Source organism: Pseudomonas sp. 13B_3.2_Bac1, assembly GCF_025466205.1.
GTDB classification, from domain to species: domain Bacteria; phylum Pseudomonadota; class Gammaproteobacteria; order Pseudomonadales; family Pseudomonadaceae; genus Aquipseudomonas; species Aquipseudomonas fluorescens_H.
In genome coordinates this window covers 1-16,786 of record NZ_JANLOG010000025.1, presented here as the reverse complement: position 1 = coordinate 16,786, position 16,786 = coordinate 1, and the positions used below count along the sequence as shown (strand labels likewise).

Genomic DNA, 16,786 nt, shown 5'->3' with positions numbered 1-16,786 from the left:
GGCGAGAGGTTTTTTGACCGGTAGACCGCTTTCGCGAGCAAGCCCGCTCCCACCGTTTTGATCTTCTGTGTCTGGGATATTTTGGTCGGGCAAAAAAATGCCCCGCACTTGGCGGGGCATTTTTATTCGGCGGCTAAAACTTACAGCCCGTCGAGCATCGCCTTGTTGCGCACCGCACCCTTGTCGGCGCTGGTCGCCAGCAGGGCGTAGGCCTTCAGGGCAGTGGTCACTTTGCGTGGACGCTGCTCGACCGGTTTCCAGCCTTTCTTGTCCTGTTCGACCCGGCGCGCAGCCAGTTCTTCATCGCTGACCAACAGGTTGATCGAGCGGTTCGGGATGTCGATCAGCACTTTGTCGCCGTCCTGCACCAGACCGATCGCGCCACCGGCCGCAGCCTCTGGCGAAGCGTGGCCGATCGACAGGCCGGAAGTACCGCCAGAGAAGCGACCGTCGGTGAGCAGCGCACAGGCTTTGCCCAGACCTTTGGACTTCAGGTACGAGGTCGGGTAGAGCATTTCCTGCATGCCCGGGCCGCCTTTCGGGCCTTCGTAGCGAATGATGACGATGTCGCCTTCCTTCACTTCGTCGGCGAGGATGCCGCGCACGGCGCTGTCCTGGCTTTCGAAGATCTTCGCGTTGCCTTCGAAGACGTGGATCGACTCATCGACGCCGGCGGTTTTCACCACGCAGCCGTCGAGGGCGATGTTGCCGTACAGCACGGCCAGGCCGCCTTCTTTCGAGTAGGCGTGTTCAAAGCTGCGGATGCAGCCGTTTTCACGGTCGTCATCGAGGGTTTCCCAACGGGTCGACTGGCTGAACGCGGTCTGGGTCGGGATGCCCGCCGGGCCGGCCTTGAAGAAGTGGTGCACGGCTTCATCGTCGGTCTGGGTGATGTCCCACTTGGAGATGGCTTCTTCCATGCTGCGGCTGTGCACGGTCGGCAGGTCGGTGTGCAGCAGACCGCCACGGGCCAGCGAACCGAGGATGCTGAAGATGCCGCCAGCGCGGTGCACGTCTTCCATGTGGTACTTCTGGATGTTCGGCGCGACCTTGCACAGTTGCGGCACGCTGCGCGAGAGACGGTCGATGTCGCGCAGGTCGAAATCGATCTCGGCTTCCTGAGCCGCAGCCAGCAAGTGCAGGATGGTATTGGTCGAACCGCCCATGGCGATGTCGAGCATCATCGCGTTCTCGAACGCCTTGAAGTTGGCGATGTTGCGCGGCAGCACCGACTCGTCGTTCTCGCCGTAGTAACGCTTGCACAGCTCGACGATGGTACGACCAGCCTGCAGGAACAGTTGTTCGCGGTCGCTGTGGGTCGCGAGGGTCGAACCGTTGCCCGGCAATGCGAGACCGAGGGCTTCGGTCAGGCAGTTCATCGAGTTGGCGGTGAACATGCCGGAGCACGAACCGCAGGTCGGGCAGGCGCTGCGCTCGTACTCGGCAACCTTCTCGTCAGAAGCGCTGGAGTCGGCGGCGATCACCATGGCGTCGACGAGGTCGAGACCGTGGGCAGCGAGTTTGGTTTTGCCGGCTTCCATCGGGCCGCCGGAAACGAAGATCACCGGAATGTTCAGGCGCAGGGCGGCCATCAGCATGCCCGGGGTGATCTTGTCGCAGTTGGAGATGCAGACGATGGCGTCGGCGCAGTGGGCGTTGACCATGTACTCGACGGAGTCGGCGATGATCTCGCGGCTCGGCAGCGAATACAACATGCCGTCGTGACCCATGGCGATGCCGTCATCCACGGCGATGGTGTTGAATTCCTTCGCGACGCCACCGGCGCGTTCGATTTCCCGGGCAACCAGTTGACCGAGGTCCTTGAGGTGCACGTGGCCCGGCACGAACTGGGTGAAGGAGTTGGCAATGGCGATGATCGGCTTCTTGAAGTCGTCATCTTTCATCCCGGTGGCGCGCCACAGTGCGCGGGCGCCGGCCATGTTGCGGCCGTGGGTGGATGTTTTCGAGCGGTAATCTGGCATGGAGCACTCCGGGCGGCTAATCAGGTATCAAAAGGGAGTGAGCTTCTATTGACGTCTGGAACACTCAGAAATGGCCGTGTGTCCTGGATGTTGCCGATGACTTTGCGGGATCGCCGCTTGCCTCAGCCTGAGCTCATAAACCCGCCGGGGGATGAATGGCGATGAATCAGCCGATTCTACACCGCTGGCGTCTGGAGGGAATGGCGCAAAGCGTTGTTCCAGCGCCGACGGTGCGTGTTGCATGACGACCGGCAGGCTCAATCGCTGCCAGAGGGCGTGATGGCGCTGGTTTCGATGACTCTGGCGCGGTGGCTGATCCGCTTGTTCAACGCCAGTGCGATGCAGCTGAGCAGGATAAAACAGTAGCCGAGGGTGGCTTGCAGGTTGCTTGGGCTCAGGCTGATCAGGGCGCTGATCAGGCCGCCACAGATGAAAATGATCGTGCTGCCTGCGGAGGCCGAGGTGCCGGCATTTTCCGGGAACAGGCTCATGGCCCGCGAAGTGGCAGCAGGGCGCGCGATGGTCGTACCGGCGGTGCAGATCAGCATCGGGATCAGCACCGTGGCCGCCGAGAGCGCCAGGTGCCTGGCCATGAACAGCATCACCAGCCCCGCCAGCAGGATCAGGCTCAGCCCGACCAGCATTTGCTGCCCGGGCGAAATGCGCCGGCTCAGCAGCGTGGCGACGATGCCGCCAGCGACATAGGCCGCGCCGTAGATCAGCAGGATCAGCGAGAAGTCATAGGCTGACAGCTGCAATTGATCCATGAAAATCAGCGGCGAAATGACAATGAACGAGAAGTGGCAGGCGAATGCGAAAGCCGAGATCAGCCAGTAGCCAACGAAGTCGAAGTCCCCCAGCACCCGTCGGTAAGCCTTGAGAAAATGGATCGGTGTATCTCTGACAGCGGGCCGACTGTTGTCCAGAAACACCCAGGCTTTGAGCAACACCACAGCCGCCAGTGCGATGAACAGCCAGAAGCTGCCGCGCCAGCCCAGGGTCGCCTGCAGAAAGGTCCCGGCCAGCGGCGATACCGAGATGAAGATCCCGGTGGCGGTCACCATCAGGATCCGCAGGCGATCGCGCTGTTCGCCTTCGAACAGGTCCTGCACCAGTGCCTGCGACAGGACGAAACAGCCGCAGCCGATGGCCTGCACGATGCGAAAGGTCATGAACAGTGTGTAGTCACTGGTCATGACGCAGCCGATGGCGCCGAGGATCGAGACAGCCATGCCGGCGAGCAGCAAGCCCTTGCGCCCGATGACGTCGGACAACGGCCCGATCAGCAGTTGGGCAAAGGCGATGCCCACCGCGAACAGGCTGATCGACAGGGCGATGTCGGTCGGGGTGCTGGCGAAGTGTTCGGCCAGCGCCGGGAACGACGGCAGCAGGACGTCCAGCGGAAACACTCCCAGCAGCACCATGGCCAACAGCAGACTGACCGCCCCGCGTCGTTGTCGGGTCGTTACCACCGTTCTTCCTTCAAGCATCGATCAGTCCTGCCTTGGCGAAAAGTTTGCGGTTGTTGGGGTGCGCGAAGAATCCGGCCCTTTCGAGTGCAGCAAGCGTAGCCGTGGCTCCGGATCTGGCACGCTGGCGGCTGGCCTGTTCGTTGGTCAGGTCATCGAGAATCTCCTTGATTGCGCCTTCGCCAATGCCGGCGCGGCGCAGGCTCTGATGTAGCCATTGCTCGTCGACTTCGAAGAAGGTCGCCAAGGTCTCCAGCAAGGTTCTGGCCGCGAAGGCGCGCTGACGGCTGTTCAGGGTCAGCCAGAGGTAGTGAAAGACTTCGGAAAAAAACCGGCTGTGGCGCGCTTCGTCAGCGAGGTGGTCGCGCAACATGTCACTCACGCTGGTGACCAGCGTTTCCCGGCAAACATCCAGCAGCTCCCGGGCAATGATGGTTTCCGAGACGAAACCGAGCAGAAACCATGCCAGCGGGCGTTTGCTCTCCGGCGTTCGAGCGATCTGACCGGTCAGGCGGGTAATGCGCAGGGGCATCTGCGGTCGGCCGGTGAAACCATGCAGTTCGGCGATCTGTTCGGCCAGTCGATGGGAGAACAGCGCGTGATAACCCTCGTCGGTATAGAGCTGCAGCGCGGCGGTTTTCATCCGTGAAGGAATGTAGGCAGGTAACTCGCCGTGAACGATGGTTTCCACGGCGCGGTTGACGATGCGGTGTTCAAGCAGCGTGGTGTAGTCGAGGAAGTGCACCAGGTGATTGGCCGCCAGTCGATGCATGACCCTGCTGCCTGCGGCTTCAATGGCCGGGTGGGACAGGTAGGGCAGGAAGGCCGGCGGAAACCAGAAGCGGGTCTGCAGTTGTAACTGCAGGTCTGCCGGCAACTGGTAGTCGTGCCGGCTCGTACGCACCGAAGCGCGGTTGTCCCAATCGCCAAGCGTGAAGCGAAGCATCCAGGACTCAGGTGTTTCGGGCTGTTCCGCGGTTGGCACGTTCATGTACGCGTCTCCTGCAACAGGTCACGCATTTCCTGACACATCGCCTGACCGTCGCTGGCGCCGCAGCCGACAAAGAACAACGGTTGTTCAGCGCTGCCTTCGAGTTTGAGCAGGGCTTCGACCTGCCGATCGGCAAACGCGCCGGTCAGCCACGTTCCCAGGCCCAGCGCCGTGGCCACCAGTTGAAAGGTCTGCGACAGGTGACCCGCTTCGACGAACGCCATGCGATAGGCGCGCGAGTGTTCATACTTCCACCAGAGCTTGTCGAAGCGGGCGGTGATGAACAGACCCAGCGGCAGGTTATTGATGAAATGCTGGCCCGCCAGCAAATGGCCGAGCGCGGGTTCGGGCAAGGGATTGACCCGGCTGAGCGCATGTTCTGCCGGGTGATAGGCATAGATGCCGGGTTCCAGGCCCTCGATATTGCGAGCCAGGAGAAACCCTTCACAGGCGTTCAACCCGCCTCCCGAAGGACTGCTGCGACGGGCGCCAAGGCCCTCGGCGATACTCTCGTCGCGATCATGGTCGCGGTGGCGAAGAAAACCCAGCGAGAGATACATCAGTGTGCCGACGTCACCGAGGGTGATTGATGCGCCAGTAAAGGAGCGGCAGGTTTTTCTCAGGCGCAGGACATTGCCAAGACTGGCAACGGTCAGGGCGGCGGAGGCGGGGAGGGCGATTCTGGGTTCGTCCTGTTGTATCGGACGATCTGGCGCGGGTGCCGGTGTGGTCAGCACGGCGCTGCAATGGTTCAGGTATTGCCTGGACCACTCATGAATATTCTGGGGTATCTGTTCGCAGGGAATGTTCTGGGTGCCGATATGATAAATCTTCGACAACTCATCCCAGCCCCATGGCGGGCTGTCTATTTTTGCAACGGTTAATATGCCCGCATTCAGAAGTTGTGAGTCTATTATGTTGCGTCTGTCGAATTGCTCCGGATTATTGATAAGTTGTGCAAGTCGACAAGAATAAGTCAGGTCCAGCTCATGCTGAGTATGGTCTTTATAATTCCAGACTATTTGTCCGGGTGTGCGCGGCAATATGAATAAGTAAGGATTGATGTGCATGTTGTATAGATCGCTCTGGAAAGGGTCGAAAGAACGCTGGGGTGCCGGCACTCCCCAGCGTTCTGGCTCACTTAGCGGGCTTTAGGCGCAACCAGGAAGGCCAGGTTTGCGATTTTGTTGGTTTCCAGAGTAATTGCTTTCATAAGTATGAACTCCTTGTTCATTGAGAGTGAATGTCACCGTCGTGGTGACAACTTAATAATAGGTTGTAATGAATTATTGGCAAGCGATACTTGGGTAGGAAATTTCTATTAATTTTGTCGGAGCGGGCATGCTGCACGGGCGGGCTTGTAAGTTTTAATTCTTGAAATTTAATGCGCAGGGAAATGTCCTGCGTACATGTAGGAAGTTGGTTGTAGGAAAAAGCTAAGGAATTCGACGACATTGCATCGCCGTAAGCACACGGGAAGCCCGCAGGCTCCCCGTTTCATGGCCAATCAGCTGTTCGGCAGCAGACGGCAGGTGATGCTCTTGATGTAGCGGGTCTCGGCGATGGCCGGGTGTACCGGGTGATCCGGGCCTTGACCACCACGTTCCAGCAACTGGATGTTGCGATCCAGGTGACGGGCGCTGGTCAGCAGGATGTTCTGCAGATCATCTTCCGGCAGGTGCATGGAGCACGAAGCGCTGACCAGAATGCCGTCCTTGGTGAGCAGGCGCATGGCTTGCTCGTTCAAGCGACGGTAGGCGCCTTCACCGTTCTTCATGTCTTTCTTGCGTTTGATGAACGCTGGCGGGTCGGCAACGATCACGTCGAAACGTTCTTCGCTGGCCTTGAGTTCTTTCAAGGCTTCGAAGACGTCGCCTTCGATGCAGGTCATCTTGTCGGCGAAGCCGTTCAGTGCAGCGTTACGCTCGACACCGTCTAGGGCGAAGCCCGATGCGTCGACGCAGAACACTTCGCTGGCGCCGAACGCTGCAGCCTGCACGCCCCAGCCACCGATGTAGCTATAGAGGTCGAGCACGCGTTTGCCTTTGGCATAGGGGGCCAGGCGGGCGCGGTTCATGCGGTGGTCGTAGAACCAGCCGGTTTTCTGGCCGCCGATCACCGGCGCTTCAAACTTCACGCCGTTCTCTTCCAGCGCGACCCACTCCGGCACCAGACCGAACACGGTTTCGACGTAGCGGTTGAGGCCTTCGGCGTCACGGGCGGCGGAGTCGTTCTTGAACAGGATGCCGCTTGGCTTGAGCACTTGGGTCAGTGCAGCGATCACGTCATCCTTGTGCGCTTCCATGGTCGCCGAGGCAATCTGCACCACGAGGATGTCGCCGAAACGGTCGACCACCAGACCCGGCAGCAGGTCGGAATCGCCGTACACCAGGCGGTAGAACGGCTTGTCGAACAGGCGCTCGCGCAGCGACAGGGCCACGTTCAGACGATGCACCAGCAGCGATTTGTCCAGAGGCAGCTTGATGTCGCGCGACAACAGGCGAGCGCAGATCAGGTTGTTCGGGCTCATCGCGACGATGCCCAGCGGCTTGCCACCGGCGGCTTCGAGAATCGCCTGATCGCCGGCCTTGAAGCCGTGCAGTGGCGTGGCGGCCACATCGATTTCGTTGCTGTAGACCCACAAGTGGCCGTTGCGCAGGCGACGGTCGGCGTTGGCTTTGAGGCGCAGGCTAGGCAGGGACATGACGTCGCTCCGGAAAAAAGAGCGGGAGTATACCGTGTTGATGCGTGTGCAGGTTCAGCGCTGGACATGTGGCGAGGGAGCTTGCTCCCGCCGGGCTGCGAAGCGGCCCCAATTCATGCAACTCGATTCATCAGAAAGAACCGGTTGGCAGGGCTTGCGACTGCTGCGCAGCCGAGCGGGAGCAAGCTCCCTCGCCACAGAGGCGCGTCAGGCAGAGAGCGCGTCGATCAACTCACGGTTGAACGCCGGAATATCGTCCGGCTGACGGCTGCTGATCAGGTGGCCGTCCTTGACCACTTCCTTGTCGACCCAGTTGGCCCCGGCATTCACCAGATCATCCTTGAGCGTCTTGTAGCTGGTCAGGGTCTTGCCGTTGACCAGCCCGGCGGAAATCAGCAGCCAGCTGCCGTGGCAGATCACCGCGATCGGTTTGCCGGCGGAGGCGCCGGTCTTGACCAGGTGCTGGGCATCCTGATCGATGCGGATGGTGTCGGAGTTCTGTACGCCGCCCGGCAGGACGATGGCGTCGTACTGCTCGCTGCTGGCGCCTTGAAAGGTCTGGTCGACTTTGAAGTCGTCCGCCGGTTTGTCGTGGTTCCAGCCTTTGACCTTGCCGGCCTCGGCCGAAAGGATGTCGACCTGGGCGCCGGCCTGCTCCAGTGCTTGCTTGGGACCGGTCAGTTCGACCTGTTCGAAACCGTCTGTTACCAAAATGGCGACACGCTTGCCGCTGAGGGAATTAGCCATGATTAAGCTCCTGAGTCTGCGGGAAATTGCCGCCGAGCCGGTGCTTGAGTGTCCGGTCGGCATTACAAAGTCCGAAGCCTGAGCGGGAATGAAAGTTCCTGACAAATGCCCACTGGTGTGTCGTCGTGCGGTTTTTAGAGGTTAGAATCGCCGCCTGTCCCAGAGTGTGTACTTATGTCCCAAGAGCTGACCACCGAACAGATTCAACAATCCCTGCAAGGCATCAGTGTGCCGGCGCAGCCGCAGATCATGGTGGATCTGCAAATGGAGCAGTACATGCCCGACCCGGACCTGGAGGTGATCGCCAAGCTGATCGCCCAGGACCCAGGCCTGTCCGGCTCGCTGCTGAAAATCGTCAACTCGCCGTATTACGGCCTGAGCAACAAGATCACCTCGATCCAGCGTGCGGTGAACCTGTTGGGCAGCCGCTCGATCATCAACCTGATCAACGCGCAGTCGATCAAGGGCGAGATGAACGACGACACCATCGTTACCCTCAACCGTTTCTGGGACACCGCTCAGGACGTGGCGATGACCTGCCTGACCCTGGCCAAGCGCATCGGCACCCAGGCCGGTGATGAAGCCTATGCCTTGGGTCTGTTCCATGACTGTGGCGTGCCGTTGATGCTGCAGCGTTTCCCCAATTACATGTCGGTGCTGGAAAAGGCCTATGCCAATGCCAGCGCCGAGTGCCGGGTGGTGGACACCGAAAACAGCGAGTTCAACACCAACCACGCCGTGGTCGGTTACTACACCGCCAAGTCGTGGCGCCTGCCGGAGCACGTCAGCGCGGCGATTGCCAATCACCACAACGCCTTGGCGATCTTCAGCGACGAGTCGTCACGCAACAGCCAGCTGAAAAACCTGCTGGCGATCCTGAAGATGGCCGAGCACATCTGCGCGTCTTACCGGGTGCTGGGCAATCAGACCGAAGACTTCGAATGGAACGCTGTCGGGCCGCTGGTGCTCGATTACGTCGGCCTGTCGGATTACGACTTCGAAACCCTCAAACAAACGATCCGCGACCTCGGCGCGCATTGATTCGAGGACACCATGCCTGAACTGCCGGAAGTCGAAACCACCCGCCGGGGTATTGCCCCGCACCTTGAAGGCCAGCGCGTCAGCCGGGTGATCGTGCGTGACCGCCGGCTGCGCTGGCCGATCCCTGAAGACCTCGATGTGCGCCTGTCCGGGCAGCGTATCGTGCTGGTCGAGCGGCGGGCCAAGTACCTGTTGATCAATGCCGAGGTCGGCACGCTGATCAGTCACCTGGGCATGTCGGGCAACCTGCGGCTGGTGGAAGTCGGCTTGCCGGCGCTCAAGCACGAGCACGTCGATATCGAGCTGGAATCCGGTCTGGCGCTGCGCTACACCGATCCACGTCGTTTCGGCGCGATGCTGTGGAGTACCGACCCGCTCAATCACGAACTGCTGATTCGCCTCGGGCCAGAGCCGTTGACCGATCTGTTCGACGGCGAGCGCCTGTTCCAGTTGTCGCGCGGGCGTTCGATGGCGGTCAAGCCGTTCATCATGGACAACGCAGTGGTGGTGGGCGTCGGCAACATTTACGCGACCGAAGCGCTGTTCGCTGCCGGGATCGATCCGCGCCGCGAAGCCAAAAGCATCTCCCGGGCGCGTTATCTGAAGCTGGCGATCGAGATCAAACGGATTCTCGCTGCAGCCATCGAGCGCGGCGGCACCACGTTGCGGGATTTCATCGGCGGTGACGGGCAGCCCGGCTACTTCCAGCAGGAACTGTTTGTCTATGGTCGCGGCGGTGAGCACTGCAAGGTCTGCGGTACCGGCCTGCGCGAAGTGAAGCTGGGTCAACGGGCCAGTGTGTTCTGTCCGCGTTGCCAGACCTGAGGCAAAAATCTGAAAAAGTCCTACGGTCTATAGTGAGTTGTCTCACTGTTCAGCCCGAAGGATCGTGCCATGAAGTCCTTGCAAGTCCTGTTTGCAACACTGCTGCTGTGTTCCAGCCTGGCCGTTCAGGCCACGGAAAACGGCAGTGGTGATCCGCGCTACACCATCCAGAACCCTCCCGCCTACGCCATGATCGGCGATTTGCTGATTGCCCGACCTTTATTGGTGGTGGCAACGGTGCTGGGTGCGGGGGTGTTTGTGGTGTCATTGCCGTTTACCGCGCTGGGTGGCGGGGTCGGCGATGCGGGACAGGCGCTGGTGGTGGATCCGGCGAAAGCGGCGTTTGTGCGCTGTTTGGGGTGTACGGGGGAGGGGTTCGAACAGCGCGAGTGAGCTGATCCGGGTTTTGCGCTGCTGCTGATGGCCCTTTCGCGAGCAAGCTCGCTCCCACATTGGAGCGCATTTCAAATGTGGGAGCGAGCTTGCTCGCGAAGAGGCCCGAAAGAGCGCTACAAAATTGCCGGATCAGGCCTTGCCGGTGATCTTGCGGTACTTCTCCATCAACTGTTCTTCAGTCTCCGGATGCGCCTCGTCCAGTGGAATGCAATCCACCGGGCAGACCTGCTGGCACTGCGGTTCGTCGTAGTGACCGACGCACTGGGTGCACAGGTTCGGGTCGATCACATAGATCTCTTCGCCTTGGGAAATGGCGGCGTTCGGGCACTCGGGTTCGCAGACGTCGCAGTTGATGCAATCGTCGGTGATGATCAGGGACATGCTAACTCCAGCCGGGGCGGCAGGCCCGGGCGCTATAAATCAATGCGCGCAATTGTGCCGCATTGGCGAGCGCAGTGCACGCGGCTGCGATCAAGGGCTGAAATCAAAAGCCAGGATCGCAGCCTGCGGCAGTTCCTACTTTTTAAAGCGTAGCGTCAGGGCATCGGCCACGGCCGGGTGCACGAACTTGCTGATATCGCCGCCCAGCGCGGCGATTTCCCGCACCAGCGTCGAGGAAATGAACGAATAACGCTCGGACGGGGTGAGAAACAGGCTCTCGACGTCCGGGGCCAGTTGGCGGTTCATGTTGGCCAGCTGGAATTCGTATTCGAAGTCCGACACCGCACGCAGGCCACGCAGGAACACATTGGCGTTCTGCTCCTTGGCGAAATGCGCCAGCAGCGTCGAGAAGCCGACCACTTCGACGTTGGGCAGGTGTTTGGTGACCTCGCGAGCCAGCTCAACCCGTTGTTCCAGCGGGAACAGTGGATTTTTCTTCGGGCTGGCGGCGACCGCAATGATCACGTGATCGAACAGGCGCGAGGCGCGTTCGACCAGATCGCCATGGCCCTTGGTAATAGGGTCGAAGGTACCTGGGTACAACACTCGGTTCATCGCGTCGTCCTGGCGGGAGTCCGTTGGGGAGTCGGATGGTATCGCAGCCGTCCCGGTCGGCCAAGTCGCCTGTTGGGTAAGAAAGCACTATAGACGACGCGATAAACCGGTTTTTTCACGGATTTCTCAGCCGATCAGCGAGGGACGTCGCTAATTGTGCAGTCAGCCCATACACCGACAATTGCGGGTTGGCGCCAATGCTGGTGGGGAACAGCGAGCCGTCGTGAATCGACAGATTGCTCAGTTGATGATGCCGGCCGAGGCTGTCGGTGACCGCGTTTTTCGGCTCTTCGCCCATCGCACAACCGCCCATCACGTGGGCACTGCCCAGGCGCGTGCGGTACAGCTCAAGGCTCAAACTGTCGATCAAAGTGCGGGCTTCGGCCAGGGTTTTCACGTAGCGCGCATCGGCGTGCATCGGCATCACGGCTTTGGCGCCGCCGGCAAACTGGATCTCGGCCATGCTGTGAAAGGCGCGGCGCAAGCCTTCCCAGGCGTAAGGCGAGACTTGATAGTCGAGCACTGGCGAACCGTCACCGCGCAATTCGACGCTGCCACCGGGGCTGTCCGGGTGGAAACCGTCGCGCAGCAACGCGAGCATCGCGTGGGTGTGCGGCAGGTCGGCCATGTGTTCGGCGTTCTGCTGGCCGAAGCCGCCGAGCAAGGTCGCGGCCAGTGCCGGTTGCAGCGGTGGCACTTCGAGTTTGTAGCCCATCGGCCCGCTGGTGCCGTCCTTCCACTGGAAATGATCCGAGTAGATCGACTGCGGCGCGCCGTAGAACGGGTTGATCACTTCGTCGAAACGCCCGGCGGACATGTTCACCAGATGCAGGAAGGTACGTTTGCCGAGGCGTTGATGCGGGTCTGGCGCGTCCGAACGCAGCAGCAGGGCCGGGCTGTTGATGCCGCCGCCGGCCAGCACGTAATGCCGGGCCTTGACTGTGATTTTGCGTCCGGTCGGCGCGACGCAGCGCTCGTCCATCGCCACGCATTGCAGGCCGGTGATTTTGTCGCCGTTGATCAACAGTTTTTCCGCGCGGGCCAGGTACAGCAGCTCGCCGCCCTTTTCCAGCGTCGCCGGGATGGTCGTGACCATCATCGACTGCTTGGCGTTGGTCGGGCAGCCCATGCCGCAATAGCCAAGGTTCCAGCAGCCACGCACGTTGCGCGGGATCACGTGCCAGCTGTAGCCGAGTTGCTCGCAGCCCTTGCGGATCACGTCGTTGTTGGCGTTGGGCGGTACCATCCACGGCGCGACGCCGAGGCGTTGTTCCATTTTTTCGAACCACGGCGCCATCTCGGCCGGGCTGTGGCCTTTGACGTTGTGTTCCTTGGCCCAGTGCTCGAGGGTCGGCTCGGGCGTGCGGAAACTCGAGGTCCAGTTGATCAGCGTGGTGCCACCGACCGCACGGCCCTGGAGGATGGTGATCGCGCCGTCCTTGCTCATGCGGCCGATGCCTTCCTGATAGAGGCTGCTGTAGGCCTGGTCTTCGAGCATCTTGAAGTCGGAACTGGTCTTGAGCGGGCCTTCTTCGATCAGCAGCACTTTGTAACCGGCGGCGCTGAGGATTTCTGCCGTGGTGCCGCCACCGGCACCGCTGCCGATGATGGCCACGTCGGCTTGCAGCGTCAGGTCACCGGTCAGTTGGGCGCCGTTGTAGGTCTTCCAGCCACGGGCGAGGCCTTCGCGGAACGGGTCGGGTACGGGCATGGATCAGGTTCTCTTGTTTTTGTTGTTCTTGCGGGCGCCTTCGCGAGCAGGCTCGCTCCCACATTTGCATCGCAACCCCCTGTGGGAGCGAGCCTGCTCGCGAAGGGCGCGACTCGGTTTCAAACAGTAGGCGGGCCGGGGTAGCCGCAATGACCCCAGGACTCGGCGCAGGTGTACCAGGCCATCATCACCATCTGCTGCAATGAGCTGTGGCCCATGCGCAGCAGGCTCAATGAACTGTTCTGCCAGCGCTCGAGGAAGTGGCGCAGCGCCTCGGGGCTGGCGTTTTCCCAACTGCCCCAAATGCCCGTGAGCGGGCCACGGGTGACCGCCATGCCGAGCACATCGAACAATTGCCGGGTGAGCTTGAGCATTTCCGGCGACAGGTGATCGAGGCTGTAGTCCAGCGACTTCAGCGTGCCATCCACCGCACCGGGCATTTTCTCGGCGGCCACGGCGCCTTCGAGCATCACCGGAATCAGTGCGCGCAGAAACAGCAGGTCGCCGTCGCGCAAGGTGATGAAGCCGTTGGCCGCGACACTCGATGAACAGCCACTGAGGCTGGCGCCGAGGCCGGCGGTGGCGAGAAAAGCCGTGGCGCCGAGGCTGAACTTCAGCAGGCCACGGCGCGACAGGGCAGGTGTTTCGGTCAGGCTTGGGTGCATTGTTGTTATTACCCGGCGGTGACGACGATTAGCGGATGAACAGCTTCTGGATCAGTTTCTGAATCGATTTGCCGTAGGGCGGATAAATCAGCTTCGCTGCATTGAAGCGCTGTTTGATCAGCACGCCCTTGGCCTTGCTGAAGGCCAGGAAGCCTTCGTGGCCGTGGTAATGGCCCATGCCCGACGGGCCGATGCCGCCGAACGGCATGTCGTCCTGCGCCACATGCAGCAGGGTGTCGTTCAGGCACACGCCGCCGGAGTGGGTTTCGTGCAGCACGCGATCCTGCTCGCGCTTGTCGTAGCCAAAGTAGTAAAGCGCCAGAGGACGCGGGCGCTGATTGATGTAGGCAAACGCCTGATCGAGGTCTTGATACGGCACGATCGGCAGCAACGGGCCGAAGATTTCGTCCTGCATCACGGTCATCTCGTCAGTGACATTGAGCAGCAGGCTGTGCGGCATGCGCCGGCCCTGGCCTTGTTCGAACAGCGGGATCAGCAGCGCGCCCTTGCTCGTGGCGTCGCTGACATAACCGTTGAGCCGGGCGAGTTGGCGCTCGTTGATGATCGCGGTGTAGTCCGGGTTGTCGGCGAGGGTTGGATAGAAACTGTTGACCACCTGACGATAGGCTTCGACGAACGCGCCGACGCGGTCTTGCGGCACCAGCACGTAATCGGGGGCGACGCAGGTCTGCCCGGCATTCAGGGTTTTACCGAAGGCGATGCGTTCGGCGGCGTCCTTGAGCGGCACGTCGCTAGAGACGATGGCCGGGGACTTGCCACCCAGTTCGAGGGTCACCGGGGTCAGGTTTTCCGCCGCAGCGCGCATCACGTGTTTGCCGATGCTCGTGGCGCCGGTGAACAGCAGGTGATCAAAACGCAGGCGGGAGAACGCCACGCCGATGTCGGCCTCGCCGAGCACCACGCAGACCAGATCTTCGGGGAAAATCCGTCCCAGCAGGGTCTTGAGCAACTGGCCGGTGGCCGGGGTCGATTCACTGAGCTTGAGCATCACCCGGTTGCCCGCTGCCAGCGCGCCGACCAGTGGGCCGATGGCCAGATACAACGGGTAGTTCCACGGGACGATGATGCCGACCACGCCGAGCGGCTGGTACACGACTTTGGCCGACGCCGGCTGGAAGGCCATGCCGACTTTGCGCCGCGACGACTTCATCCAGCCCTTGAGGTGGCGGCTGGCGTAATGGATGCCGTGCAGGCTGGGCATCAGTTCGGCGAGCAGGGTTTCATCGGCGCTGCGATGACTGAAATCCGCGCTGATGGCCTCGACCAGCGCCTGCCGCTCATGGCTGAGCAACTCGCGCAATGCCTTGAGCCACTGCTGGCGCTGGTCTGCCGGTGGCATCGGGTTGGCAGCATAGGCGGCGCGCTGTGCCGCGAACAGCCGATCCAGCTCTTCCAGGGGCTGTTGCAGCGTTTGCAGATAAGCAATGTCGGCAGTCATCGTCGGCTCCGGATTTATTGTAGTGATGACGTTCTAGAGTCTATGCTCTAGAAAGTCAAATGACTTCCCGACACAGCTTTGTTTTATCCCATTCCGGTTAGGTCGTAAGATGCCCCTCACCGCACTCTGAATTAAAGCTCAAGCCATGGCCCCACGAATAAAAACCAGCGAGCGCATCGTGCAGAACAGCCTCGAACTGTTCAATCAGCAGGGCGAGCGCAGCATCAGCACCAATCACATCGCCGCCCACATGGAGATTTCTCCGGGCAATCTGTACTACCACTTCCCGAACAAGCAGGCGATCATCGCCGTGCTGTTCAGTGAGTACGAGACGCTTGTGGACAGCTTTCTGCGCCCGCCGCAGGGGCGTGCCGCCACTGTCGAAGACAAGCGCTATTACCTCAAGGAGCTGCTGTCGGCGATGTGGGGCTACCGCTTTCTGCATCGGGATCTCGAGCACCTGCTCGACAGCGATCCGGACCTGGCCGCGCGCTACCGGCGCTTTTCCCAGCGCTGCGTGATCCAGGGCATGGCGATCTACGAGGGCTTCGTCGCCGCCGGCATCCTCAAGATGGATCGGGTGCAGATCGAATCCCTGACGATCAATGCCTGGATCATCCTCACCTCGTGGGTGCGCTTTCTGTGCACCACCCGGGAAAACTCCAATCACCTCAGCGAACAGGCCATCAAGCGTGGCGTGTATCAGGTGCTGGTGCTGGAAGCCGGATTCGTCACCGATCAGGCGCGCGAAGAGGTGAATGCCTTGTTCGACGAGTTCTACGTGCCGCTGGCCCAGGCCCTCGAGGAAGGGCGCTAAACCATTTCGAAGTCGCTCACAGGAGTCCGTTATGCCGATTGCGCAACTGCTCAGCCCGAATGCACTGGATGCCCGCAAGGAGCAGCCGGGGCTGGTGATTCTCGATTGTCGTTTTGCCCTCGAAGACCCGGACTACGGGCAGCGCAGCTATGCCGAAGGGCACATTGCCGGCGCCCGCTTCGCCGACCTTGAACGTGACCTCAGTGGCAAGGTGGTTAAAGGCGTGACCGGGCGTCACCCGTTGCCCGAGCCGGCGGCGCTGATCGAGCGTCTGCAGGCGTGGGGCATCAATGCCGACAGCGATGTGGTTTTGTACGACGACGGCCCCGGTGCCTATGCGGCCCGCGCCTGGTGGTTGCTGGCGTGGCTGGGCAAGCGCGACGGCGTGTTCATTCTCGACGGCGGGCTCAAGGCCTGGCACGCGGCGGGTCTGCCGCTGAGCCTGGATGCGCCATCGGTCACCCGGGGCAACTTCAGCGGGCAGCCGGACATGAACCTGCTGCTGAGTGCCGAGCAATTGCAGAAGCGCCTCGGTCAGCCAAGCCTGACCCTGATCGACGCCCGGGCCTTGCCGCGCTTCAAGGGTGAGGTGGAGCCGATCGACCCGATTGCCGGGCACATTCCCGGCGCGCAATGCGCAGCGTTTACCGAAAACCTTGGCAGCGACGGGCGATTCCTCCCGGCGGAGCAGCTCAAGCAGCGCTTTGCCGCGAAACTCGGCGAGCGTTCACCTGCGGAACTGGTCGCCTATTGCGGCTCCGGGGTGACGGCGTGTCACAACCTGTTCGCGTTGTGCCTGGCGGGGTATCCGCTGGGGTCGCTGTATGCCGGGTCGTGGAGTGAGTGGATCAACGAGCCTTCTCGCGGGATTGCCACTGGCGAATAAAGTCACCATACCCTCAATGTGGGAGCGGGGGGGGGGGGGGGGGGGGGGGGGGGGGGGGGGGGGGGGGGGGGGGGGGGGGGGGGGCGGGGGGGGGGGG

The 16,786-nt window shown here is 61.4% G+C and carries 16 protein-coding genes; 5 read left to right on the top strand and 11 right to left on the bottom strand.

The window, feature by feature from the left end; all coding sequences use genetic code 11:
- Positions 1 to 140: 140 nt before the first annotated feature.
- From ilvD to NTD85_RS04270, 6 genes are all read right to left on the bottom strand, one after another.
- Positions 141 to 1,982, bottom strand: a complete 1,842-nt coding sequence (gene ilvD / locus NTD85_RS04295; RefSeq protein ID WP_262141502.1) for a dihydroxy-acid dehydratase — start codon at positions 1,980 to 1,982, stop codon at positions 141 to 143.
- Between the two features lie 257 nt (positions 1,983 to 2,239).
- Positions 2,240 to 3,472, bottom strand: a complete 1,233-nt coding sequence (locus NTD85_RS04290; RefSeq protein ID WP_103484303.1) for a multidrug effflux MFS transporter — start codon at positions 3,470 to 3,472, stop codon at positions 2,240 to 2,242.
- The gene (locus tag NTD85_RS04285) at positions 3,465 to 4,442 is read right to left on the bottom strand and encodes a diiron oxygenase (protein WP_003229164.1); all 978 of its coding nucleotides are present in this window, start codon (positions 4,440 to 4,442) and stop codon (positions 3,465 to 3,467) included. Before NTD85_RS04285 ends, NTD85_RS04290 begins: the two co-directional genes overlap by 8 nt.
- A complete protein-coding gene (locus NTD85_RS04280; RefSeq protein ID WP_262141501.1) occupies positions 4,439 to 5,512 on the bottom strand; it encodes a SagB family peptide dehydrogenase in 1,074 nt (357 codons plus the stop codon). The genes NTD85_RS04285 and NTD85_RS04280 overlap by 4 nt, the downstream gene beginning before the upstream one ends.
- 437 nt (positions 5,513 to 5,949) lie before the next feature.
- A complete protein-coding gene (locus tag NTD85_RS04275; protein WP_003229162.1) occupies positions 5,950 to 7,146 on the bottom strand; it encodes a class I SAM-dependent rRNA methyltransferase in 1,197 nt (398 codons plus the stop codon).
- Positions 7,147 to 7,353: 207 nt separating this feature from the next.
- Positions 7,354 to 7,893, bottom strand: a complete 540-nt coding sequence (locus NTD85_RS04270) for a type 1 glutamine amidotransferase domain-containing protein (protein WP_003229161.1) — start codon at positions 7,891 to 7,893, stop codon at positions 7,354 to 7,356.
- Positions 7,894 to 8,121: 228 nt separating this feature from the next.
- Here NTD85_RS04270 and NTD85_RS04265 point away from each other — a divergent pair, with 228 nt between their 5' ends.
- The 3 genes from NTD85_RS04265 to NTD85_RS04255 all read left to right on the top strand — a co-directional run bounded on the left by NTD85_RS04265 (position 8,122) and on the right by NTD85_RS04255 (position 10,152).
- A complete protein-coding gene (locus tag NTD85_RS04265) occupies positions 8,122 to 8,934 on the top strand; it encodes an HDOD domain-containing protein (RefSeq protein ID WP_174823985.1) in 813 nt (270 codons plus the stop codon).
- A gap of 12 nt (positions 8,935 to 8,946) precedes the next feature.
- Positions 8,947 to 9,759: a bifunctional DNA-formamidopyrimidine glycosylase/DNA-(apurinic or apyrimidinic site) lyase gene (mutM, locus tag NTD85_RS04260; RefSeq protein ID WP_003229159.1), complete on the top strand. Its 813-nt coding sequence runs from the start codon at positions 8,947 to 8,949 to the stop codon at positions 9,757 to 9,759.
- A gap of 69 nt (positions 9,760 to 9,828) precedes the next feature.
- The gene (locus tag NTD85_RS04255) at positions 9,829 to 10,152 is read left to right on the top strand and encodes a multidrug transporter (protein WP_115988693.1); all 324 of its coding nucleotides are present in this window, start codon (positions 9,829 to 9,831) and stop codon (positions 10,150 to 10,152) included.
- Between the two features lie 132 nt (positions 10,153 to 10,284).
- On the opposite strand, the gene NTD85_RS04250 is transcribed toward NTD85_RS04255, so the two are convergent.
- The 5 genes from NTD85_RS04250 to NTD85_RS04230 form a co-directional block, all read right to left on the bottom strand.
- Positions 10,285 to 10,536: a YfhL family 4Fe-4S dicluster ferredoxin gene (locus NTD85_RS04250; protein WP_003195146.1), complete on the bottom strand. Its 252-nt coding sequence runs from the start codon at positions 10,534 to 10,536 to the stop codon at positions 10,285 to 10,287.
- Between the two features lie 135 nt (positions 10,537 to 10,671).
- A complete protein-coding gene (gene coaD / locus NTD85_RS04245; protein ID WP_003229157.1) occupies positions 10,672 to 11,151 on the bottom strand; it encodes a pantetheine-phosphate adenylyltransferase in 480 nt (159 codons plus the stop codon).
- A gap of 115 nt (positions 11,152 to 11,266) precedes the next feature.
- A complete protein-coding gene (locus tag NTD85_RS04240; protein ID WP_262141500.1) occupies positions 11,267 to 12,862 on the bottom strand; it encodes a GMC family oxidoreductase in 1,596 nt (531 codons plus the stop codon).
- 119 nt (positions 12,863 to 12,981) lie between these two features.
- Complete coding sequence (locus NTD85_RS04235) at positions 12,982 to 13,527, bottom strand: twin-arginine translocation pathway signal protein (protein WP_262141499.1); 546 nt, start codon at positions 13,525 to 13,527, stop codon at positions 12,982 to 12,984.
- Positions 13,528 to 13,555: 28 nt separating this feature from the next.
- Entirely contained in the window at positions 13,556 to 14,986 is a 1,431-nt protein-coding gene (locus tag NTD85_RS04230) for a coniferyl aldehyde dehydrogenase (protein ID WP_262141498.1), read from the bottom strand.
- Between the two features lie 145 nt (positions 14,987 to 15,131).
- On the opposite strand from NTD85_RS04230, the gene NTD85_RS04225 reads away from it, so the two are divergent.
- The gene (locus NTD85_RS04225) at positions 15,132 to 15,803 is read left to right on the top strand and encodes a TetR/AcrR family transcriptional regulator (protein ID WP_027610562.1); all 672 of its coding nucleotides are present in this window, start codon (positions 15,132 to 15,134) and stop codon (positions 15,801 to 15,803) included.
- Positions 15,804 to 15,834: 31 nt separating this feature from the next.
- Positions 15,835 to 16,689 carry a sulfurtransferase gene (locus NTD85_RS04220; RefSeq protein WP_262141497.1) on the top strand — a complete coding sequence of 285 codons (855 nt, stop codon included), beginning with the start codon at positions 15,835 to 15,837 and terminating at the stop codon, positions 16,687 to 16,689.
- The last annotated feature ends 97 nt before the right edge of the window (positions 16,690 to 16,786 follow it).